The following is a 20,300-nucleotide window of genomic DNA, read 5'->3' as shown; positions in this document are numbered from 1 at the left end:
ACCGCCTTGTTCTTAGGCACTGGAATACCTGAGAAGCGGGACACCAGCTCAGAAGTGTTGATGGTTTCATTAAGGACGATATCCGACTCAACCTGATAATAGTCTTGACGAATCTCCAATGCAACTGCAACTTCTTCCAATGCTACATTTCCAGCCCGCTCACCAATACCATTGATAGTTCCCTGAACACGACCAGCACCGTGCTTGATAGCCGTCAAAGTATTGGCCGTTGCCATACCAAGGTCATCATGGCAATGAACACCAAATACCACCTTATGATCAGAAGTCACATTTGCCACTAGGTAGTCGAAAATGTTTGCAAATTCTTCAGGAGTAGTAAAGCCGACTGTATCTGGAATATTGATATAAGTCGCACCTGCATCCACTGCTGTTTGTACCACCTGAAAAAGGAAATCCAGCTCTGTTCGTGTCGCATCCTCTGGTGAAAACTCGACTATATCGAACTTGGAGCGCGCGTAGGAGACATGCTCTTTCACAGCTTCTAAAATCTCTTCCTTGGACTTTTTCAGCTTGAACTCTCTGTGAATAGGACTGGTCGCAATGAAGACATGAATCTGTGGATGCTTGGCATCCTTGAGCGCTTCATAGCAGGCATCAATATCGGACTTGACCGAACGCGCCAGCCCAGTAACAGAGGCTTTTGTGATGACTTTAGCAATCTCCTGCACCGCCGCAAAAGAATCTGGACTCGCAGCAGGAAAACCAGCTTCAATGACTGAAATACCCCACTTCTCTAACTGCTTGGCAATAGCCACCTTCTCCTTGATAGAGAAATTCACTCCTGGTGTCTGCTCGCCATCCCGGAGGCTGGTATCAAAAAACTCAACTTTGCGTGTCATAGACAACTCCTTTTCTAAGATACATAGACCATTTAGGAAAAAATCTTCCCCAACTTCTAGGTCGTGTTCAATGACTGAGACGGTATGAGACAAATTGATTTCAGAAAAATCAAGATGCATTCCCACTCCCGTCGCTCCTTTAGAAACCATTTCTTCCTCATCAGAATTTGAGGTAAGATAGGTGAAATAAAAAACATCTCACTTGAGGAACAAGCGAGATGTTGATTTACTCCCGCTTGGTAAGCCAAACAGGACTAATGCTTTTGCACTAGCCCGAGTAACGCAACAACAAAGCAAAGTTTGAAGATTGAGTTGACCTCATGTTTGACTAACTCCTTTTTGAGATGGTTTCTTATTGTTTAGTATTTTAACACAGTATCATAAACCTGTCAAGAAAAAGTCTATATTTTCTGAAAATTTTTAATATGCTGGATTATTTTTTGAGTTTATTAGCAAAAAAAGAGAAAGAAAAAGAAGCAGGGTAATTCTCACTTCTTCCAATTTTCTTAGTATTTTGATTCATTTACTCACTTCATCCAGCTTATTCTGAAAGCGTCTGTTCTCCTGATAGCGAGCTTCTAAAACATCATCTATGCGCTTTTTATATTGCTGATGGTATTGTTCCAGATTATCCTCTATTTGAGAAATATAAGGTTGAGTCGCTGTCAAAGGAACCTCTCTACATGCATAAGAAATCGCCTCTAAGAGTTTGTTCGTCTCTCTGTCAAACTTATAGTAGTATGTATCTAAGTCTGTCTCTACTCGCTCAAACTCACGCATTTTTAGAGCATGTTCATCTTCCAGTTCCTGAAGCTTCTTTTTATTCAGCATTGCCTCACCTCCTAACCCTTAATTGGGCTATCCAAAGAAGGCATCTGCATCGTCTGAGTTAGATGAGTTTCAGCAGCTTGCGCTGCCTTCCCTTCAAATCCACCCTTAATGTCATTGACATAGTTAGTAGAAGCATAATTTTTCATATCCAAAGCCGCCGCCTGTAGCTGAGCTACCAGATCTAATCCTTTTGCAAGGATAAGCAGCTCTTTGGCCACTATCAAAGCCTTGATAGCCTGCCTCTCCTGCTCCTTCATCTTTTCTTTAAACTGTCTCTCTAACTCCACTCTAGTTACGAGCGCATCATCATTTGGTATAAGCATTTTCAATAACCCTCCATGATCCTTTCACATCTGCTAAGAGATTATTGAAATCCTCAGCTTGCTGAGTATCGACTGCTGCAAAATCTCCACTAGCTCTGACCAAAGTCGTTCCTAACTGTTCAATCTCTGTCAGGAATCCTTTTGCGGATGTGTTCGTATTTGTTTCAACCGAATCGTCCCAGTAGTGCTTTATATCGAAATCAATCAATAAACTCTCCACTTCTGAGTCGCTCAAATAAGTAGCAAGGCCAGCTGCCTCTGTTCTTGCGTCATTAATTATCTTTTGGACAGATTCCTTGGCATCCGACAATAAAGTTTTGACATGCTTAACTTTATCTTCTATTTCAAAGATAGCCAACTGAGCTGCAGTCTGAAGGAGACGAGCACGAACTAAAATTCTCTCTTCACCTGTAAGATTACCACTTCCAAGCTGTTTCTGATAGCTTGGAATCATCTTCTTGTCCCACTTCATCGACTCTCTACGTGCTTCATCAATGATTGCTTGATAATCCCGCTTAAATTCATAGAAAGCAGATGTAGAAATACCTGCACGCGCAAAATTTGCTGTTCCAAAAGAAGAAACGTCAACAACAGCATTCATGAATTTTATCGCCTCATCATCAGTCAAACCTTGCATACGAAGCAAATCTAAAAATTTCGCTTCTAATCTCGCAAGCTTCTCCCCTGCTCTCAGAAGTTCTGGATGAAAATCTTCTGAAGCGACTAAAAATCCCCCCTTGCCGTCTGCCTGAAAAACACCAAAATCATGAGCACTATCAGACATAAAGTCAAAGCGAGTATAATGAAGAGGCACAACTATATGAGCTGTTCCCAATTCCTTACGAGTTGGCTTTTCTCCAGGTTTCTCTAAATTATAGATTGTATTCTCACGATTGAGCATACTAACAATATCAAAAGGATTGGCATAGTATTCAAGTTTTTCGCTAATCGCTTTAATCCTATCATCATCAACTCCCATTTTTTTCAAACTATCGGTAGTATCCGGTCCATCGAAAAGAACGACCTTTCCAATTTTATCAAATTCTTGTTGGCTCAGATTAGCTATTCCTTGAACTGTCACCATAGTCCCCAGCGAGTGGGCTGTAAGATCCATCGTAGCTTGGGGAGCTTTCTCGCTCATTTCTGCAATGGTGGCTTTCATTCCCTCTGTTGCTAGTCTAGCCTGAGGTATATGCGAATCAAATAAAGCAAAATTAGCATCATTAATAAGCCAATCATTCAGATTTAAAGGCTTAATTCCTTCTTTCTTAACTCTCTCAGTATTGAAACCATCACTACCTCGAATAGCCATATAAGTATGCTTTGTATCCTTGCCCAAAGTCGGTGTATCTGTTAGAAAATATGCATTAAAACCAGCTCTCTCATTAGTTAAACGACCTTTCTGGTAAGGACCTAAACCTGCTTTCTCTTTATAATCAGCAATTTTCTTATCCTTATCATCCACAAAGGGTAAATCTAATCCCTTTTCAACATGCAAATCTGGATCTGGCTGCAGGTAAACTTTCCCATCATTATCGAGTTTCTTACCTCCAGGGGTGATTTCTTTCTCATACACAACATCTTGGGAAAAATCAAATGGAAGAGAGCCTCCTGAGTCTAATATCTCTTTCTCTGCCTTTGTCAATCTCTCATAAGGAAAAAGATTCGGTCGACCTCTGTAGGCTGACTGAGCCAAATTAGCGTAAAAATTATCAAAGTTTTTTAAATTGCTATTACTCAAAAAGTTCACCCCCAATACGTAAAGGACTACCAATTCCAATAGAATTAATTAGAATTTTTTCATCTTCAATTCTAATAATAACACTCCAGCTTGATTTTGCTATATTATTAAAGCCTCCATAAACCTGAACAATATCACCTCCACCTTGAGGCGTTCCATTTCCTATCTGATCCCATTGTGTTTGTTCCCAATCAATTTGAACTGTTTCTATCTTAGGATTCAAAGACTTAATATACTCCTCAATATCTTTCTTATGTTTTTTGAGATAAGCTAGCTGTTTTTCATGCGGCTCTTGCTCTTTCTTTTTCTCCTGCTTGGTTCCATCTGAAAACAAATTTTTATTTTGAACTGTCATAATTGTTCCTCCAATAACTAGAGTAGCGGTTATCACTACAATTGATAGAGTAGCTATTTTGCTTTTTTTCACCATTTGTCCTCCTTAAGAATAGAAGTTACTATTATTGTATCATGAATGCATTAAAAAAATACTTTTGAAAAGTATTCTGTGAAGTATAAATTTTACTGACTACGCTAAATTTCCATAAAAATTGTCAAAATTTTTTAAATTACTATTACTCATATTTGTCCCATCCCCCATTTTTTAATACACTAGGTGGATTTAGCATTCCAATTAAATCTATCGAAGGGATAGCATTCTCATTTTCTAGCGGAAAATCTACTGTAAAATCAGAATCTTTTATATGATTGAAAGTTCCTTTCAACGATAGATTAAAACCTGCTCCTTGAGGAGTCCCATTCCCTATCTCTTCAACAATTAAACTATCCCAAATAAGCTGAACTGTTTCAATCTTTGAATTTTGAGATTTTACAAACTCCTTAATCTCTTCTTCATGCTTTTTAAGATAAGCAAGCTGTTTTTCATGTGGGTCTTGCTCTTTCTTTTTCTCCTGCTTGCTTCCGTCTGTAAACAAATTTTTATTTTGAACTGTCATAATTGTCCCTCCTATGACCAGAGAAGCTATTACTGCTGCCACAGAGAGAATCGCTATTTGTTTTTGTTTCATCTTCTAGCCTCCTTGTGCATAATAATAAGTTACTATTATTATATCATGAATACAGTAAAAAAATACTTTTGAAAAGTATTCTGTGAAGTATGAAATTTACAAACTGAGCTAAATCTCCATAAAAATTATCAAAGTTTTTTAAATTACTATTACTCAAAAATTCTACCTCCTACTCGCAATGGGCTTCCTTGCATCATAGTATCAAAAACAATTTGTTCATTTTTAATTCTAAACATAACCTGCCATGTCGATCCTTCTATGTTATTGAATCCTCCTCCAACTATTACTACCTCACCTCCTCCTTGCGGTGTTCCATTTCCAACTTCTTCCCACATGGTTTCATTCCAATCAATTTGGACCGTTTCTATCTTTGAATTTTGAGATTTTACAAACTCCTTAATCTCTTCTTCATGTTTCTTAAGGTAAGCCAGTTGTTTTTCATGTGGGTCTTGCTCTTTCTTTTTCTCCTGCTTGGTTTCTTGTGTGAACAAATTTTTATTTTGTACTATTATAAATGTACCTATAAATATAAGTATTAGTGATGCTACAAGTAACGTACTTTTGATAGTTTTCATCTCAAATCATCCTTTCAACTACTGACATTATTATAGCATGGATGTGTTGACAGCCTCATTCTCATACTTATTATTAAACTCCAAAGTAAAAGAATCATCATAAAATATAGCCTATAAACATGCTAATCATTGCATTCTATGTAATTTTTCTTTTTTCTAATACTTTCAAATATTTAGTTTTTTTAAATTGCCCAGACAGGAGCAAGAGCAAGAAACAATACCATATCACAATCGTCAAAAATAAAAGTAGGAAACTGCCAAATAGAAGATATAGCCAGGAAAAAACAGCTGAAATCAAGGCAAAGAGTAAAATGAGAGCATAGGTTTTAAGACCGTTGGATTTTTGGGTGACAAAATAGTCTCTGGGCATCTCATAAGGTACTACTTCAACTACTGATTTCTCCCTTCTATTTTTAAACTGGTAAAGAGCCAGTAAAAGCATGAAAATGAAGGAAAAAAGTAAAGGGAACAAACCTTGTACAGTCAGATTCTCCGTTAATACATACAGGCCATAAGAAAAACCAGCACTTGGTAGAAAAATCATTGGAAAAGACACGCTCTTCCCTACAAAAAGCTCATTTCGCTTAATATCATAAAACACAGTCCTTTTGACATTTCCTTGATCTGCTCCAAATTCGATAAAATCAGACAGTTTCCTAGTAACTGCAAATGCTGACTTTGGTTCTTCATGCACCTCATCTTCAATGATCTCTAACTGACCAAAAGCATTCAGTTTCCACGAATCTTCCTTAGGCAGAGGCTGTACTTTCCCTTCCAGATGTTCTTGAATAAAATGCTGGAATTGACGGTTCTTCCACTTACTTCCAATCAACTTCAGTGTTACTTTTTGGCCGCTGCCATTTGGGGTCAATGCTTCTCCTACAATAAATAAGGGCCATTCATAAGTCCCATGATAAGCGTATCTACTTTTGCCGAAGTAGAATGTAACCGAAGAAATAGGAAAGCGATAGCATTTGAAATTTCGGAAAACAAGCAAGTCTTGGTCATCAAGCTCTATTCTCCCCATAAAAGCAAAAGCCACCCAGCCTACTGTAATTAATAAAACAACTGACCCTAAGAAATATAAAAAATTTGCCAACAAATTCCCATCTAAAAAGAGGTTGAAAAAACTTACGACAATCATTAAGCTGAAAATACTAATCAGACCAATTCCTTTTAGTGTATATATCGCAATCGATGTTTTCTTTGTCAATTCTGCTCCCTCTCTAAAATTTCTGCAAATACCATTTTGCTCAATCCATACTTCCTGGTAAATCACTTTTAGCGAATAGAAATAATAAAATAATGCATAAAAACAGCTCAATTATTCCGTTTTATATTATCTTAGAAAAATTGCTAGCGTTTATCAATCGACATATCTTTCATCCCCTAAATATTTCTTTGATTCTCTCACAATGTAAAGTTCATTGTCTTCTTTTATGATTGTGTTAAACAGCTCTTTTGCTTTAGTGTCATTGCCCTTCAATAGGCAATTCAGTGCCTTAAAGTACAAAATCTCCAATTGAGAAAATTTTGATTCATCAATTATGCGTTCAAAATAGTCATTGACCTGATGAGCTATCACAATATCATATATAGCTTCAGATCTCTCCTTAATTGCTTTTTTCACATCTGCATTTGCAATTGATACCCGTGAAATCATATCCATAAAATTTTTTCTCCTTTTTTTCTCTTTTATTTTTATCCAGTAATTACTTGCCGGACGCATGAAAAACATGTTCCCTATAAGTAACCAAAATGTCAAAAATATTAACAATCCAATATGAACAATATAATTATCCACTTGATTAGTTAAAAAACCGGAAATAAGTACTATCGTGAATAATACCGACATGATATATAAAAGAATACTAAAAATCAATTCTTTAACAAAACGAGGATAAAGGTATATCTTATGATAGCCCCTATTTTTTAATCCACTAGGGACTTGATAAGCCAGTGTAAGCCATAAACGCAAACCAAAAACCAATAATACAATTAGAATAGCCAAAAAATTGCTAATTCTACTTGAATCAAATTTCAAAAATTGATTGATATCAAATACTCTTGATAGAAGCATGGCACCTACACCAGTTCCTAAGCCATAGCCAAGACCATGTTTTTCAAAGGCCTCTTTTAACCGAGCATTCTGCTCCTCTGATTGGGACAATTGCTCATATTCTTCCTTACTCATCTCGTAACATCTGTGTGGCACAAAGTAAATCAACAAGGGCAAGAAGTAGACAATCAAAAAAGGGCGTTCTACATCCAGAAGATAGTAGTTATCCTCTGTTTTTAATATGCGATATCGAAGATTTCTTTTAGCCAAGGGTTCCATTTCAGCCTTTTTAAACATTTATATCCTACCTTTCGTGACGTATAATAAAGCGATAATTAAGCTGTTTTAATTTCATATTAAAATCCTCCAAGAGTTACATCGCATCTGATAATTCAACTTTGAATCGAAAAAATATATAATTTTTTTAAAAGTGAAAAAACTTATTAAATTCTGTCTGGTTTAGAATAGTATATTCACTCTTTTACTATGGTATCCGAGTATTTCACTTTCAAATTCCCCATATTTTCTTTGGAATATCGCTGACTTCCCTCCTTAAACCAAATATCCAGAAAATAAGTGTAGAGAATTTGATCAGATTTTTCTGCCAACCAAGCCTGATCAATATTATAATCCTTCAGATAGTCCAAAATCTCATCTTTTGACACTAGACTCTTACGTGGAAGCTCCTCCCCTCCAATAGAGCGATAAATTTCATCTGCTGTCCGGACATATCCCCTTTTTTTAGACTGATTAATAAAAGCTTGAACAGTAAAATCCGAAACTTTGGAGAAAGCAATGGAAACATTTTGTTTAACTAAACTGTCCTCATATACATAGTCAATATTGAGATAAGTATCTCCTGATAACTTTTTACTATACAGAACAGCAAGCAGGCCATCGGAATTGATATATAGCTGCAAATCTTCATCATCTGCCAACCTAGGTCTGGCACGACGATAGTTTATCCAGGCCGGCTCACTTACATATGCCGTATTACTTCTTATAACCCTACTCATATCTGGCAAGCCCAGAATATTTTTATAATGAACACTCGCATAATAGATTTCATCAATTGGGGTTTTTAGTGAATCATAGTCTCGATATCTCAGAAAACCAAAGACACTGAGACCTGCTACAAGGAAGGCGAAGAGACTTAGGATAATTTTTTCATATTAGTTTACTCCTTCTGTGATCAAATCATTGTAAATGGCATTGATATTGTCAACATAGCTGAGCAAAAGCGGAATAGTGTCATTCGTCAACTCGCTGTTTAAGGAATCTTTCGCACCAGACTTAAAGTGCGGACTGGCGATAATCCCTTGCGCTTTAGCCTGTGCCATGTTTAATTGGGCTTCTAGGGTGTTTATTGGTATATAGTTCCTCACGAGCCATAACCAACTCTTGTTTATTAATCTTCATGACGAACCTCCTTGGCTTGCTATTGGCTAAAGAAGAGGGAATCTATATCTTTGCATCGTAGCACCAATAACTCTTGTTTGATATAATCCTTACATGACGCTCCCTTGCCATTAAGGAAATAATTACCGGAAGATCTCAGCTTTTTCTATTTTCAAATTACCCAAATTGCTTTTTGAGTACCGCTGGCTTCCTTTTTTAAACCAGATGTTGAGGAAATCATCATATAAAATCTTATGAGATTTCTGTTCCAGCCAAGCTTTGTCAATGTTGTAGGGTTTGAGATATTCCAATACTTCGGTAGGATTTGTAAGACTTGGTTGGTTATTATGAACGTTAGAATTAAATTGATATATTGTGGCTATATCAGTATTTCGACCATTGTGTTTTGAAACATTTTTCCTGTAATTTACGTATTCATCAGAAATATCAGAATAAGCGATACTAATATATTCAGTTAAAACACCTTCTTCATATTCATAATCTATGAATAAAAAACTATTATCAGATAATTGTTTTCTATATTCAAGAAACATACTTCCCTTATTTGAAATTTCGAGTTTTTGGCTTTCATTGTTCTTTAGATTTAAAGAAGTTATTTCATTTTCACTTCGATATGATGTACCGCTTCGGATTATCTCGCTAAAATCTGGCAAATGCAGGAGGTTAAAAGCACTCGTCTCTGAGTAGTAAATCTCATCTAGTGGATTTTTTAGAGAGAAATAGCTATAGATTTTAACGCCTTGGTACCCTAAAAATAAGGTGGCTACTATACTTAGGAATAGGAATAATTTCCTACTCTTTAAAATCTGTATATTCATTGTAATTGCCTCCCTTATCATTCTCAATATCACCATTCAGGCTTTTTAAAAAATTATAATCCGTGGGATTTTTGGCGCTCAATTCATTCATATTCTTCACATTGTCCGAGATTTTATGTTCTAGTTCATACTGGCGACGATGTAACTCATACAGCTGATCTTGTTTCGATTTTTCTTTTTTCATTATAACCTCTTAAAATTAAATAATCAAAAACTATACTTTGTATAAACAGAAGTATAGTTTTTAAAATAATCATTAAATCATCTAACCGAACTTATAGCTCTGTAACTCCTTTTTTAAAACCAGCCTTTTTAACTAGCTGATAAAAATTAGATTCAAATTCTATTTCAGCATCATTCTTATATCCCATAAATACAACCTCACGAATATCACTGTGATTAAAGAAATAAAGCTGATCGGCTTACTGATAACCAGTTGGTACAAGAACACTTGTATACTCAAAATATACAGGTTCTTGATTTTGCTCTACTAGCGAACCCCTGCCGATAATAATTAATTCTGTTTGATCTTTTAGTTTGACCACTGATCCCAATGGCAATAGTGTTTCACTCATGTTTCTTCTCCTTGTCTTCTGCAAATACTACTTTCCCCTGCTCATACTTCCGCACTGCTAACAGCCAGCGAATGGGGTTATTTTGGAATAACAACAAATAAGAAACAGCTGGAAAGAGGCCAGCTAAAGGCGAGAAAAAGATTTGTATATCAAATGCCTCTTGCTTATTGAATGAATCAATTGTGCCTGGTATTGCAGCAGCAAATATTACTATAGTAGTCATAAAAATTAGTAGCATAACAATCATAAAAGCCAACATTTTCGCAAACGTCGCTTTTTTCTCACTAAAATTTTCCCAGAATAAATTTGAATAAACTGCTTCTTTAAACTCTTGCTTTGTTGCTCCTCGGGCTCGTTTCACTCCTTTATATAAGGCGACTTCCATCATCCATATAAATCCAAATAGAATAAAGGAAAGACAAAGAATAAAAATAGGAACCATCGCACTATTATAACGAAAGCCTGAGAAAATTGGTATTGCAACAAAGCCTCCGAGTAAACCTAACAAAGAGAATATAGCAATTAAAGGAATAATCGCTCTATTCGATCTCCTTGCTCCTTCTGTATTTAAGAGGGCACTTTTGTTCGCTGCTAATGCCTCTCTTGTCCGCGTGTTATAGTAAACGGCTCTATCACCGCTCTGTCCTATAAAGATTATTTTTCTCATACTTACTTATATTCTACTTCTTTCTATGTATTTCATAATATCACTTCTTAAGACTCTGCGTTTCTAAGAATATCCACCCTCATCTCCTCATATACTGGATACCTCGGAAAAGGAGAAAGGCTGTTAGAATCAGGGGAACAAGCCAGATGGTCTTCAAGAGGTAAAATTGAATCAGATAGGTAGAGATGATGGCTCCTACTACAAAGCTTGCCAATAGGGCTACAAAGAAAAGGCCTTCTTTCAAATCTTTCGCTTTCTTGTTTCGAGCATAGTTGCCAAAAGCTACCATGGTTTTCTTGATATTCCCCGTCATAAAAGAATTGTTATAGACAATGCCATCCACCTCGCCAAAAGCCGTCGCAACCAGGCCCATGCAGAAAGCCAGTGGTGGCACAATATAGAGATAGGGCACATTTGCTGGTAAAAATCCAGCGACAGCTGTCGTCAATATCAAAGGAAAAACGCTGGACAGTCTGCGCCAAGAATGCTCAAAATGATGCTGAAAAACAGTCATCAGAAAAATCCCCAGCATAAAAGCCAACATAGTTGCCAATTTCACTTCGATTCCTCTTGTCTCCTGATTGATGAGTTCAACCGAAAGGAAAACGACGTTTCCCGTCTGACCTGCCACCAAGGTTCCACCCCTCTCAATGAAGGTATAGGCGTCGATAAATCCTGCACAAAAGGTCAAGAGGCAGGCAAAAAATTTTGAACGAGAGTGAAACTCTCTTTTTACAAATTGTTTCATAAATTACCTACAAAATAAGGGAGTGACCGGACTCCGAAAATCCTTGATTTCAGTCCGTCCACTTCCCCTTGCTAGATTACATTTCGAAAATCTTGCAGCTACTGCTTTTTACCAGATTTACAGCTATTTATTTCCTCAAACGACTGAGCTAGAAAGCAGCTTATCCTAGCCTTCTCTGGCTTCCTTAAGGATTTTTTCAATCTTGGTCGTAATCAGGTCAATAGCCACCTTGTTAGAAGCTCCCTCTGGAATGATGACATCCGCATAGCGCTTGGTTGGCTCAATGAACTGATGGTACATAGGCTTAACGACACCCAAATACTGCTCAATAACACTATCCAAACTGCGTCCGCGCTCTTCCATGTCCCGCTTAATCCGGCGGATAATCCGAACATCATCATCTGTGTCCACAAAGATCTTAATGTCCATCAAATCACGCAGACGCTGATCCTCTAAGACCAAAATCCCCTCAACGATAAACACATCCTGAGGATCCTGACGATAGGTCTTTTTACTGCGGGTATGCTCCGTATAATCATAAGTGGGAATATCCACTGGCCGACCAGCCAAGAGCTCCTTGATTTGCTCAATCATCAGGTCCGTATCAAAGGCAAAAGGATGGTCATAGTTGGTCTTAACCCGCTCCTCAAAAGTCAGATGCATCTGATCCTTATAGTAGGAGTCATGCTCAATCATGGAAATTTTTTCGTTTGGAAAATTAGCCAAAATTGCTCGAGAAACGCTGGTCTTTCCGCCTCCGGAACCACCAGTTACACCAATAATAATAGGTCTATTTTGCATTATAAGCTCCATCTCTTGTTATCTTATCTATTTTACCGCAATTCATGTTATAATGAAAGAGCTAAAATAAAAAAAGTACATGCTTAAAAATAGAAAAAAGGAGGTTTTTATGTTCAAACTTGGAATTATCGGAACAGGTTCTATTTCTCATGAGTTCATAAATGCTGCTCACTCAACAGGTGACTATCAGCTGGCAGCTGTCTACTCTAGGACTCTGGCTTCTGCTGAGCGCTTTGTGCAAAACTATGAAAATACGACCATTTTTACTGAAATGCTGGACTTTTTGTCGTCTGATATTGATGTCGTTTATATCGCCAGTCCCAACAGCCTGCATTTCAAGCATGCCAAGGTAGCCATTTTGGCTCGTAAACATGTCATTGTCGAAAAGCCAGCGGTTTCTCGTCCCAAAGAATGGCGGGAATTGGCCAAGCTGGCTGACGAGCATCAAGTCTATCTCTTTGAAGCTGCCCGCAACTATCATGAGCAGGCCTTTGATACAATCAGTGATTTTCTCAAGGACAAGACTGTCTTGGGAGCCAACTTCACCTATGCCAAGTATTCTTCAAAAATGCAGGCTCTGCTTGCGGGAGAGCAGCCCAATGTTTTCTCAGCTAAGTTTTCTGGCGGCGCTTTGATGGATCTGGGTGTCTATCCAGTCTATGCGGCTATCAGACTTTTCGGCCATCCGCGCTTCGCTCGCTACAGCGCCCAGCAGCTAGCCAATACGATTGATTTAAATGGAGCCGGCTGTCTTATCTATCCAAATTTTCAAGTTCAGATTCAGGCCGGTAAAAATATAAACAGCAATCTGCCTGCAGAGATTTACACGGATCAGGGAACTCTGACTTTAGACGGGATTGAATTTATCAGCTCTGCTATTTGGCAAAGTCTGGACGGTCAAGAAGAGGTGCTGCCTATCAAGCGTGCTTCCCACACCATGCTGGAAGAGGCTCAGGCTTTCGCACGAGTGCTCAAGGGCGGACAGGATACGGCTTACGAGAAATGGTTGGATACGGCAGCGGCTGTTCATGAAAGCTTATTTGCCATGCGCAAGGACGCTGGCATTAGATTTGAGGTTGATGATGATTAAGGAACAATTTCCCCCTAGCTGGAAAAATCAGCTGGCTCTGCTAGGTTTTGAAGATTTAACACCTATTCAGGAGAAGATGTTTGAACCTATTTCTGCAGGCGATACGGTGCTGGGAATCAGTCCGACTGGTACTGGTAAAACTCTGGCCTATCTCTTTCCCAATCTGCTCAGGCTGACACCTAAAAAAGCCCAACAGCTCTTGATTTTAGCTCCTAACACCGAGTTGGCCGGACAAATCTTTGAGGTCTGCAAGACTTGGGCAGAGCCTTTAGGACTGACAGTTCAGCTCCTGCTCTCCGGATCCAGCCAGAAGCGACAGATTGAGCGCCTTAAGAAAGGTCCAGAAATTATCATCGGAACGCCTGGACGAATTTTCGAATTGGCCAAGCTCAAGAAGATCAAGATGATGAATGTCGAAACCATCATTTTGGACGAATTTGACCAGCTGCTCAGCGATTCTCAGTATCACTTTGTAGATAAAATCACCCACTATGCGCCTCGTGACCACCAACTGGTATATATGAGCGCCACCGCTAAGTTCGACCACGATAAGATTGCTGAAAATACTCTAGAAATCAGCATTGACGACCAAGTTTTAGACAACATCCAGCATTTTTACATGCAAGTTGAAAAACGTGATAAGGTGGACTTGCTCCGTAAGTTATCCAATGTTGAAGATTTCCGTGGACTGGTCTTTTTCAACGCTCTGTCAGACCTAGGCAGCGCCGAGGAAAAACTCCAGTATCGTGAAGCCAACGCGGTTTCTCTAGCCAGCGATGTCAATGTTAAGTTCCGGAAGGTTATTCTAGATAAGTTCAAAGAACACCAGATTACTCTCTTGCTAGCCACTGACTTGGTTGCTCGCGGCATTGATATTGATTCGCTAGAATGTGTTGTCAATTATGAACTTCCGCGCGATTTAGAAACCTACACCCACCGCTCTGGCCGAACCGGCCGCATGGGCAAAGAAGGCTATGTTATCACCCTCATAAGCCATCCAGAAGAGCTGAAGACATTAAAAAAATACGCCGCTGTCCGAGAAATTGTATTAAAAAATCAAGAACTTTATGTAACAAGTTAAACTAAAAAGCTTTGGAAATCTCATGTTTCCAAAGCTTTTTGCTTTTACTCATTACCAACAACGATTTCAAAAAATCTAACCCCAAGGACTGGATTAGTCTCTGCCGTAATAAATACGATGGGGCTCCAGCTGACCTTCCAGCAGCTCATCGACCGTTACCAAAGTATATCCGTTACTCTTCAGATACTCGAGGACACTTGGCAGAGCGTCAATACTGGTCTGGTGAATATCATGCATGAGGATAATCGAGCCTGGCTGGGTTTTGGCAATCTCTTGCATGATAGCTTTAGTATTGCGTGTCTTCCAGTCTAGGCTGTCCACATTCCACATGATAAAGGACTGGTCAACCGAATTTTGAATTGTAGCATTAATAGCTCCATAAGGAGGCCGCGTAATCGTTGGCTTGATGCCTATGACATTGTTAATAGCGGTCTGGGTATCAAGGATTTCTTTTTGGGCTGTCTCCAGAGGAAGTTTGGTTAAGACTGGATGGTCCCATGTATGAATCCCAATCTGATGACCTTCATTGTGCACGCGCTTGACAATCGCTTCATTACCAGCAATGTTTTGACCAACCATAAAGAAGGTCGCCTTGGCACCATATTTCTTGAGGATATCCAGAGCCTGCGGTGTTGTCTTAGGATCTGGACCGTCATCAAAGGTCAGAGCAACCATCTTCACATGCTTCTTAGCTTCAAAACTCTGATAAGCTGCCAAGTCATCTCCAGTCAGATAGTCCGCATTGATCTGGTCATAAAAGCTAGACAAAGGAACATCAATGCTGGTTAAGCCTTGCACTTCCTTGCTCAACTTGATAGAAAAATGGCTGTACTCATAACGGAAGGACCACTGACCCAACTCCGTTCCATTAAGGTTATTGAGAATTTCCGTCTGCACCGCCTCATCGGCCTGTCTAAAGGTCAGCTGGCTGGATATCTCGTTGATGAAGATTTCCTTAGCTGCATCAGGATTCTGAAAAAGCTTATCCAGAGTGAAAGGGCTACCGTCTGGACCGAGATAGCTGTCAGCAACTTCCCGCTCTTCTCCTTTACTGATTTTCATCTCTTTGACATGATAGTCCTTGCGATGCACCAGTACTTCTTTAACATCCTTCAGGCTCGTTTCTTTTTCCTCGGCATAGTAGAAGGTCAATTCCTCAATCTTATCGCCCTTCTTCTGATTCTCCTTAATCGTCTGGCTATCAGCGTCCATCTGCTCCTTGACACTTGCCATAACCTGACCATCCAGCAGAGGATAAAAGGCCTCTACATAGTGACTGCCAATCATCTTGCTCTGCTTTTCAGTTTTTTCAGCGTGGAAGGTCTCTTCTTGAGAAATCAGCACACTAACCTTCTCTTGCAGTTCCTTTTCTTGGAAAATAGCGTAAATTTTTACAGCACCCAGAAATAGAGCAGCAACAAAAGCTAAACCTAGCAAGCTGAGAACAATGAGTGTTTTCTTTCCGTGTTTCTTGTTATTTTGTCTTTTCATACACCTGTCCTAAATGAATAAAAATCATCATTTATCTTGCAAAATTAACTGCAGCTAGATGTTAGAGACTCTTCTCACGAATGACTTCCACCTTGTAGCCATCAGGATCTTTTACAAAATAATAATTAGGCGGGTTGCCAGGAAGACCCTTTGGATCTGTCACTTCATAGTCTTTGGCCTTGTGCTCAGCGTGCAGACCTTCCAAGTCTGGCGTGCTAAGTGCCACATGAGCAAAGCCATCGCCAATCACATAAGGACCATGGTCATAGTTATAGGTCAGTTCCAGCTCATAATCATCCCCTTCCAAACCTAAATAAACGATAGTAAACTGATAATCTGGAAAATCCTTGCGACGAAGCTCCTTAAAACCAAAAGCCTCTGCATAAAAAGCAATAGACGCTTCCAAATTCTCCACACGCAAACAAGTATGTAACATTTTTGATGCCATAATTTCACCTCATTCTTTCTTTTCTATTATTATACCCTATTTTAGGCAAAACTTATATTAAATTTTTAAAAAAGTAAATGAAAGCATATAAAAAGCAAGCCATTAAGGCCTGCTAAGAATTGTTTTTCAAAAAATGTTCAATGAAGTCGCTATACGAATTCCATTGAGGCATGGGAATGCTTTCTTTCTCAGCACTTCTTTTGATTTCAAAATATTGATCAACCCACTCGGCATAGCCTGAATGCATGTGATTTGTGACCATTTCGGCAACCAAAGGCTGACTCAACATGAACTTCATTACTGGAACCAAGAGAAATAGGGGCAGGGATAGATATTTAGTAGGTTTATAACGATGTTTAGGAATGCCATATCGCTGACAGAGTTCTAAACCTTCTCGCCAAGCGCAAATCATCTTTCGAATTGCTTTTTTATCTTTCAAGAGTGCATCAAAACTCCTCGCTTCTGCAACTGCACCTGCCATTACCGCCTCCTGAAGGCAGTGAACCTTCATCCAAGAAGCCAAGTTAGGCATAGCATCAATGCCTATCCCACTAGCTGTGAAGATAGGAGACAACTCTGATGTGTAAGAATCATCATCAAGTAACGTAGCTTCTTTGAAAATGATAGCTTGGATCCGACCATCACTCTTTCGCCCTCCTCCAACAGAAGAAGGAAAAGCTAACGACACCTGCTTTCTATCCAAATAAGAAGGAATCTTGGAGTTGATATTCCAGTTATTCTGTAAAATAAGTAAATGAGCTTTTTCCTTTATAGCCGCCAAATGATTCAATGCTTGCTCTAGTTGCAAACTATTTACCGTTAAGATAATCAGGTCATAGTCTTGAGCAATGCTCGTCACCAATGGCGGTTGAAAATGATGTTCTTTATAGACCTGATCATCTTTCCTTAAATCTTTAATGGAAAGTGTGAAGCCTTGCTCTAAAGTCGACAGCTTATGCTCTCTAACTAAGACAGTAACTTGATGCTGATTAGACAGTAACCAAGCGTATGTCAAACCAATCATGCCAGCACCATAAACCAAAATGTTCATATTAGGCCTCTCCCGTTATTTAACAGAGCGCTTTTTCGTTTCTTTCAATAGCAGTTTAACTTCAAAGACCGTACCTTTTGGTTTGTTGTCCTTGACATAAATGGTGCCCTTGAAAGCATCGACAATCTGCTTGGCCAGAGAAAGTCCCAGACCAAAGCCACCTTTCTGACGGGTCCGAGCCTTGTCCACCCGATAAAAGCGATCAAAAATCTTCTTCTTATCTTCGTTGCTGATACCAGGTCCATTATCTGCTACCCGAAAGATGAGGTAACGATCGGTTGAAGCAGCCATAACACTGATTTTGCCGTCATCATCTGTGTACTTGATAGCATTGTCAAATAGGATGGTCATCAGCTGCTTGAGGAAAATTTGATCTGTCACAATAGGGTTCTTGATCATATTTTCTGAATGAAAAGCTTTTTTATTTTCCCTTGCGATAATGCAGTAATTAGCAAAGGTCGTATCAAAAAATTCCGGTTCGACTTCACCATATTGAGGCTTGATGCCATCATCACGACGGGCCAGGTTGAGCAGATTGGTCGTCAGCAAGCGCATATTCCGTACTTCATCCAAGCTAGAAGCGATATTTTCACTGCTCTGCATAATTGTAGCTTCAGGCTTACGAAAGAGCGTCTCTAAGCGGCTCTGCAAAACAGCCAAGGGTGTCCGCAGCTCATGGCTGGCATTTTCCACGAAAGCCTTCTGCTTCTGGATACTTTCCAGCAGGGGCTTAACACTCATCCGAGCCAGATAAATACTGGCAATCAGGGAAATCCCCCAAAAGCTGACCATAACCATGGCAATCAGTTGCTCATGCTTACCGCTAGTCTGCTCCAGCTGACTGATGCTAGTCATGACCACAGCATACTTGATATCTGGATATTCATTATTAGGGTCGATATCAAAGAGATAAGCCCGATAGCTTTCCGTCTGGCCAAAGCTATTGCCAATCACAATTTCCTTGATTTGATTCAGATAGGACTTGTTAAAGTCCAAAGAATTAAAGTCCAGAAAGCCATCGCTCTTGCTGGTGGAAATATTTTTATAATTATCATCCAAAAGCAGGGCGAAAGTATTAGAACTGAAATTTGGCGTCGTCAGATTGTCAGGCTTAGGCTCTTCGTTTGGATCGCCATCTGGTTCTTTACTGCTTTTAGGACTTTTAGTGTTGACCTTATTGCTCGGATCAGACTGCTGACCTGTCGTCCGATAGGCCAAATCTGCTACCGAACTAGGATCATTACTCAGGTTTTTAAGATTTTCATCAACAGACGTATAAAGGCTGGAGCGCATAACCTGAATAATAATCAAGGTCATGGCTGAGAAGATTAATGTAAACAGCCCAAAATAGCGAATGAAATAAGAGAAATCATCCGCATAAAAGGTCTTCTTGATTTTATTCAGCATCTTTTAAAATGTAGCCGACACTACGAAGAGTATGTAGGTTTTTCGCAAATGCCGTTCCTTTCAGTTTTTTACGAATCTTGGAAACGTACACTTCAACAACGGAAACAGTGGTATCACTGTCAAAGCCCCACAGACGGTCAAAAATTTGGGTCTTAGGCAAGATTACATTTTGATTTTGCAGGAAATAAACCAAGAGGTCGAACTCTTTACCAAGCAACTCTACGTCTTTACCTGCCTTCGTGGTTGAATTTGTAGATAAATTGACAGTCACATCACCATAAGAAAGAGTATTCTCGTTGAATTTACCAGCACGTTTCAAGAGCGCTTGGATCCGCATTTTCAGTTCTTCCAAATAGAAAGGTTTGGTCAGATAGTCATCAGCGCCGAGCTCAAAGCCATGTCCTTTGTCATCCAAGCTTTCCTTAGCTGTCATGATGAGAACAGGGGTTGTGACTCCTTTTGCCCGAAGATCTTTCAGCACTTGAAAACCATCCTTTTCAGGAAGCATGAGATCCAGCAAGATAAGGTCATAAACACCGCTCTCTGCTTCATATAGACCTTCTTCACCATCAAAAACCTGCATTACATCTGCAAAATCATCCAAAAAATCAAAAACTGAGTTTGACAGTCCAAGGTCATCTTCTACCAATAGAATTTTAATCATCTTTCTTTCCTCCAATAAAACTTACCAAGATTATGTCTTTTGGTTTTTGTTTTATTTGCTATTCTTATTATATCATGACTTGGGTTCAAAATCAGTAAGTTTTTTCCTACGACTGCGACGTTTTATTTTCTTTTGTCGACTTATTATTGTTCTTGTCCGATTGTTCACTTGTGTTCGTTGAAGACTTTTTCTTGTTTTTCTTCCCGTTGTCATTTTGTTGAGCAGAAGAATCCTTGCTCTTATCCTTGCCAGACTGCTGACCGTCTTGAGACGGTATTCCTTGGTCTTGACCGTTCTGTCCTGAACCACCATCCTGCGGCGGCATGCTATTACCCGGTCCGCCGTTTTGACCATTCTGACCTGGTTGCGGAGGCATGCTATTTCCTGCATCCTGACCATTTTGTACATGCTCCGGTGCTCCAGGCACAGTAGCTGGCTGTTGAATAGCTGATTGCTGACTGTTTGTACCGTGAATAGCTGTCGCAAGACCATAACCGCCCAGAAGTCCGACTACTAGAGCACTACCCGTTGCAACCTTCAGCCACCATTTAGTACTTTTTTCTACAACAATCATTTTTTCCATATCCATTTAATCTATCACCTTCTTTTTTTAAATTTTTTCTGAC

At 39.2% G+C, this 20,300-nt stretch carries 24 protein-coding genes and 1 pseudogene; 2 read left to right on the top strand and 23 right to left on the bottom strand.

Annotated elements, in window-relative coordinates; translation table 11 throughout:
- The 17 genes and pseudogenes from QZ169_RS09140 to udk all read right to left on the bottom strand — a co-directional run.
- On the bottom strand, positions 1-860 hold an 860-nt coding region (locus QZ169_RS09140), incomplete at its 3' end, for a 2-isopropylmalate synthase (protein WP_295506534.1).
- 519 nt (positions 861-1,379) lie between these two features.
- Positions 1,380-1,691, bottom strand: coding sequence for a hypothetical protein (locus QZ169_RS09135; protein WP_295506532.1), 312 nt, complete (start codon positions 1,689-1,691; stop codon positions 1,380-1,382).
- Positions 1,692-1,702: 11 nt separating this feature from the next.
- Positions 1,703-2,014 carry a hypothetical protein gene (locus tag QZ169_RS09130; RefSeq protein ID WP_002930193.1) on the bottom strand — a complete coding sequence of 104 codons (312 nt, stop codon included), beginning with the start codon at positions 2,012-2,014 and terminating at the stop codon, positions 1,703-1,705.
- On the bottom strand, positions 1,998-3,755 hold the full coding sequence (locus QZ169_RS09125) for a DUF2974 domain-containing protein (RefSeq protein ID WP_295506529.1): 1,758 nt from the start codon (positions 3,753-3,755) through the stop codon (positions 1,998-2,000). The genes QZ169_RS09130 and QZ169_RS09125 overlap by 17 nt, the downstream gene beginning before the upstream one ends.
- On the bottom strand, positions 3,748-4,185 hold the full coding sequence (locus QZ169_RS09120) for a hypothetical protein (protein ID WP_295506527.1): 438 nt from the start codon (positions 4,183-4,185) through the stop codon (positions 3,748-3,750). The genes QZ169_RS09125 and QZ169_RS09120 overlap by 8 nt, the downstream gene beginning before the upstream one ends.
- Before the next feature lie 142 nt (positions 4,186-4,327).
- Positions 4,328-4,780, bottom strand: a complete 453-nt coding sequence (locus QZ169_RS09115; protein ID WP_295506525.1) for a hypothetical protein — start codon at positions 4,778-4,780, stop codon at positions 4,328-4,330.
- Between the two features lie 149 nt (positions 4,781-4,929).
- Positions 4,930-5,355, bottom strand: coding sequence for a hypothetical protein (locus QZ169_RS09110; protein ID WP_295506523.1), 426 nt, complete (start codon positions 5,353-5,355; stop codon positions 4,930-4,932).
- A 136-nt stretch (positions 5,356-5,491) separates the two neighbouring features.
- Positions 5,492-6,499, bottom strand: coding sequence for a hypothetical protein (locus QZ169_RS09105; RefSeq protein ID WP_295506538.1), 1,008 nt, complete (start codon positions 6,497-6,499; stop codon positions 5,492-5,494).
- A gap of 222 nt (positions 6,500-6,721) precedes the next feature.
- Positions 6,722-7,711, bottom strand: a complete 990-nt coding sequence (locus tag QZ169_RS09100; RefSeq protein WP_295506521.1) for a DUF443 family protein — start codon at positions 7,709-7,711, stop codon at positions 6,722-6,724.
- A gap of 176 nt (positions 7,712-7,887) precedes the next feature.
- Positions 7,888-8,574, bottom strand: a complete 687-nt coding sequence (locus QZ169_RS09095) for a TipC family immunity protein (protein WP_295506536.1) — start codon at positions 8,572-8,574, stop codon at positions 7,888-7,890.
- 12 nt (positions 8,575-8,586) lie between these two features.
- The gene (locus QZ169_RS09090; protein WP_295506519.1) at positions 8,587-8,754 is read right to left on the bottom strand and encodes a hypothetical protein; all 168 of its coding nucleotides are present in this window, start codon (positions 8,752-8,754) and stop codon (positions 8,587-8,589) included.
- Positions 8,755-8,955: 201 nt separating this feature from the next.
- The gene (locus QZ169_RS09085) at positions 8,956-9,651 is read right to left on the bottom strand and encodes a TipC family immunity protein (protein WP_295506517.1); all 696 of its coding nucleotides are present in this window, start codon (positions 9,649-9,651) and stop codon (positions 8,956-8,958) included.
- A complete protein-coding gene (locus QZ169_RS09080; RefSeq protein WP_295506515.1) occupies positions 9,626-9,835 on the bottom strand; it encodes a hypothetical protein in 210 nt (69 codons plus the stop codon). Before QZ169_RS09080 ends, QZ169_RS09085 begins: the two co-directional genes overlap by 26 nt.
- A gap of 91 nt (positions 9,836-9,926) precedes the next feature.
- Positions 9,927-10,226: pseudogene (locus tag QZ169_RS09075) on the bottom strand (DUF4176 domain-containing protein).
- The gene (locus QZ169_RS09070; protein WP_295506513.1) at positions 10,219-10,893 is read right to left on the bottom strand and encodes a hypothetical protein; all 675 of its coding nucleotides are present in this window, start codon (positions 10,891-10,893) and stop codon (positions 10,219-10,221) included. The pseudogene QZ169_RS09075 and the gene QZ169_RS09070 overlap by 8 nt, the downstream one beginning before the upstream one ends.
- A gap of 79 nt (positions 10,894-10,972) precedes the next feature.
- On the bottom strand, positions 10,973-11,641 hold the full coding sequence (locus QZ169_RS09065) for a YoaK family protein (protein WP_295506511.1): 669 nt from the start codon (positions 11,639-11,641) through the stop codon (positions 10,973-10,975).
- A gap of 165 nt (positions 11,642-11,806) precedes the next feature.
- Positions 11,807-12,442 (bottom strand): uridine kinase, encoded by a 636-nt coding sequence (udk, locus tag QZ169_RS09060; protein ID WP_295506509.1) that lies wholly within the window; start codon positions 12,440-12,442, stop codon positions 11,807-11,809.
- A gap of 79 nt (positions 12,443-12,521) precedes the next feature.
- Here udk and QZ169_RS09055 point away from each other — a divergent pair, with 79 nt between their 5' ends.
- Together QZ169_RS09055 and QZ169_RS09050 are read left to right on the top strand one after the other, a co-directional pair.
- The gene (locus tag QZ169_RS09055) at positions 12,522-13,532 is read left to right on the top strand and encodes a Gfo/Idh/MocA family protein (RefSeq protein ID WP_295506507.1); all 1,011 of its coding nucleotides are present in this window, start codon (positions 12,522-12,524) and stop codon (positions 13,530-13,532) included.
- On the top strand, positions 13,522-14,613 hold the full coding sequence (locus QZ169_RS09050; protein ID WP_295506505.1) for a DEAD/DEAH box helicase: 1,092 nt from the start codon (positions 13,522-13,524) through the stop codon (positions 14,611-14,613). The genes QZ169_RS09055 and QZ169_RS09050 overlap by 11 nt, the downstream gene beginning before the upstream one ends.
- Before the next feature lie 93 nt (positions 14,614-14,706).
- Here the strand turns inward: QZ169_RS09050 and QZ169_RS09045 are convergent, their stop codons facing one another.
- The 6 genes from QZ169_RS09045 to QZ169_RS09020 form a co-directional block, all read right to left on the bottom strand.
- The gene (locus QZ169_RS09045; RefSeq protein WP_295506503.1) at positions 14,707-16,104 is read right to left on the bottom strand and encodes a polysaccharide deacetylase family protein; all 1,398 of its coding nucleotides are present in this window, start codon (positions 16,102-16,104) and stop codon (positions 14,707-14,709) included.
- Positions 16,105-16,165: 61 nt separating this feature from the next.
- Positions 16,166-16,552, bottom strand: a complete 387-nt coding sequence (locus tag QZ169_RS09040) for a VOC family protein (RefSeq protein ID WP_295506502.1) — start codon at positions 16,550-16,552, stop codon at positions 16,166-16,168.
- A 112-nt stretch (positions 16,553-16,664) separates the two neighbouring features.
- Positions 16,665-17,603, bottom strand: a complete 939-nt coding sequence (locus QZ169_RS09035; protein WP_295506500.1) for a ketopantoate reductase family protein — start codon at positions 17,601-17,603, stop codon at positions 16,665-16,667.
- Between the two features lie 15 nt (positions 17,604-17,618).
- Entirely contained in the window at positions 17,619-19,010 is a 1,392-nt protein-coding gene (locus QZ169_RS09030; protein WP_295506497.1) for a cell wall metabolism sensor histidine kinase WalK, read from the bottom strand.
- Positions 19,000-19,674 (bottom strand): response regulator transcription factor, encoded by a 675-nt coding sequence (locus QZ169_RS09025; RefSeq protein WP_002897753.1) that lies wholly within the window; start codon positions 19,672-19,674, stop codon positions 19,000-19,002. The genes QZ169_RS09030 and QZ169_RS09025 overlap by 11 nt, the downstream gene beginning before the upstream one ends.
- Positions 19,675-19,780: 106 nt before the next feature.
- On the bottom strand, positions 19,781-20,263 hold the full coding sequence (locus QZ169_RS09020; protein WP_295506495.1) for a hypothetical protein: 483 nt from the start codon (positions 20,261-20,263) through the stop codon (positions 19,781-19,783).
- Positions 20,264-20,300 lie beyond the last annotated feature (37 nt).

Origin of the sequence: uncultured Streptococcus sp. (assembly GCF_905372115.1) — a bacterium.
GTDB lineage: Bacteria > Bacillota > Bacilli > Lactobacillales > Streptococcaceae > Streptococcus.
This window is presented reverse-complemented; position numbering and strand designations above follow the sequence as displayed.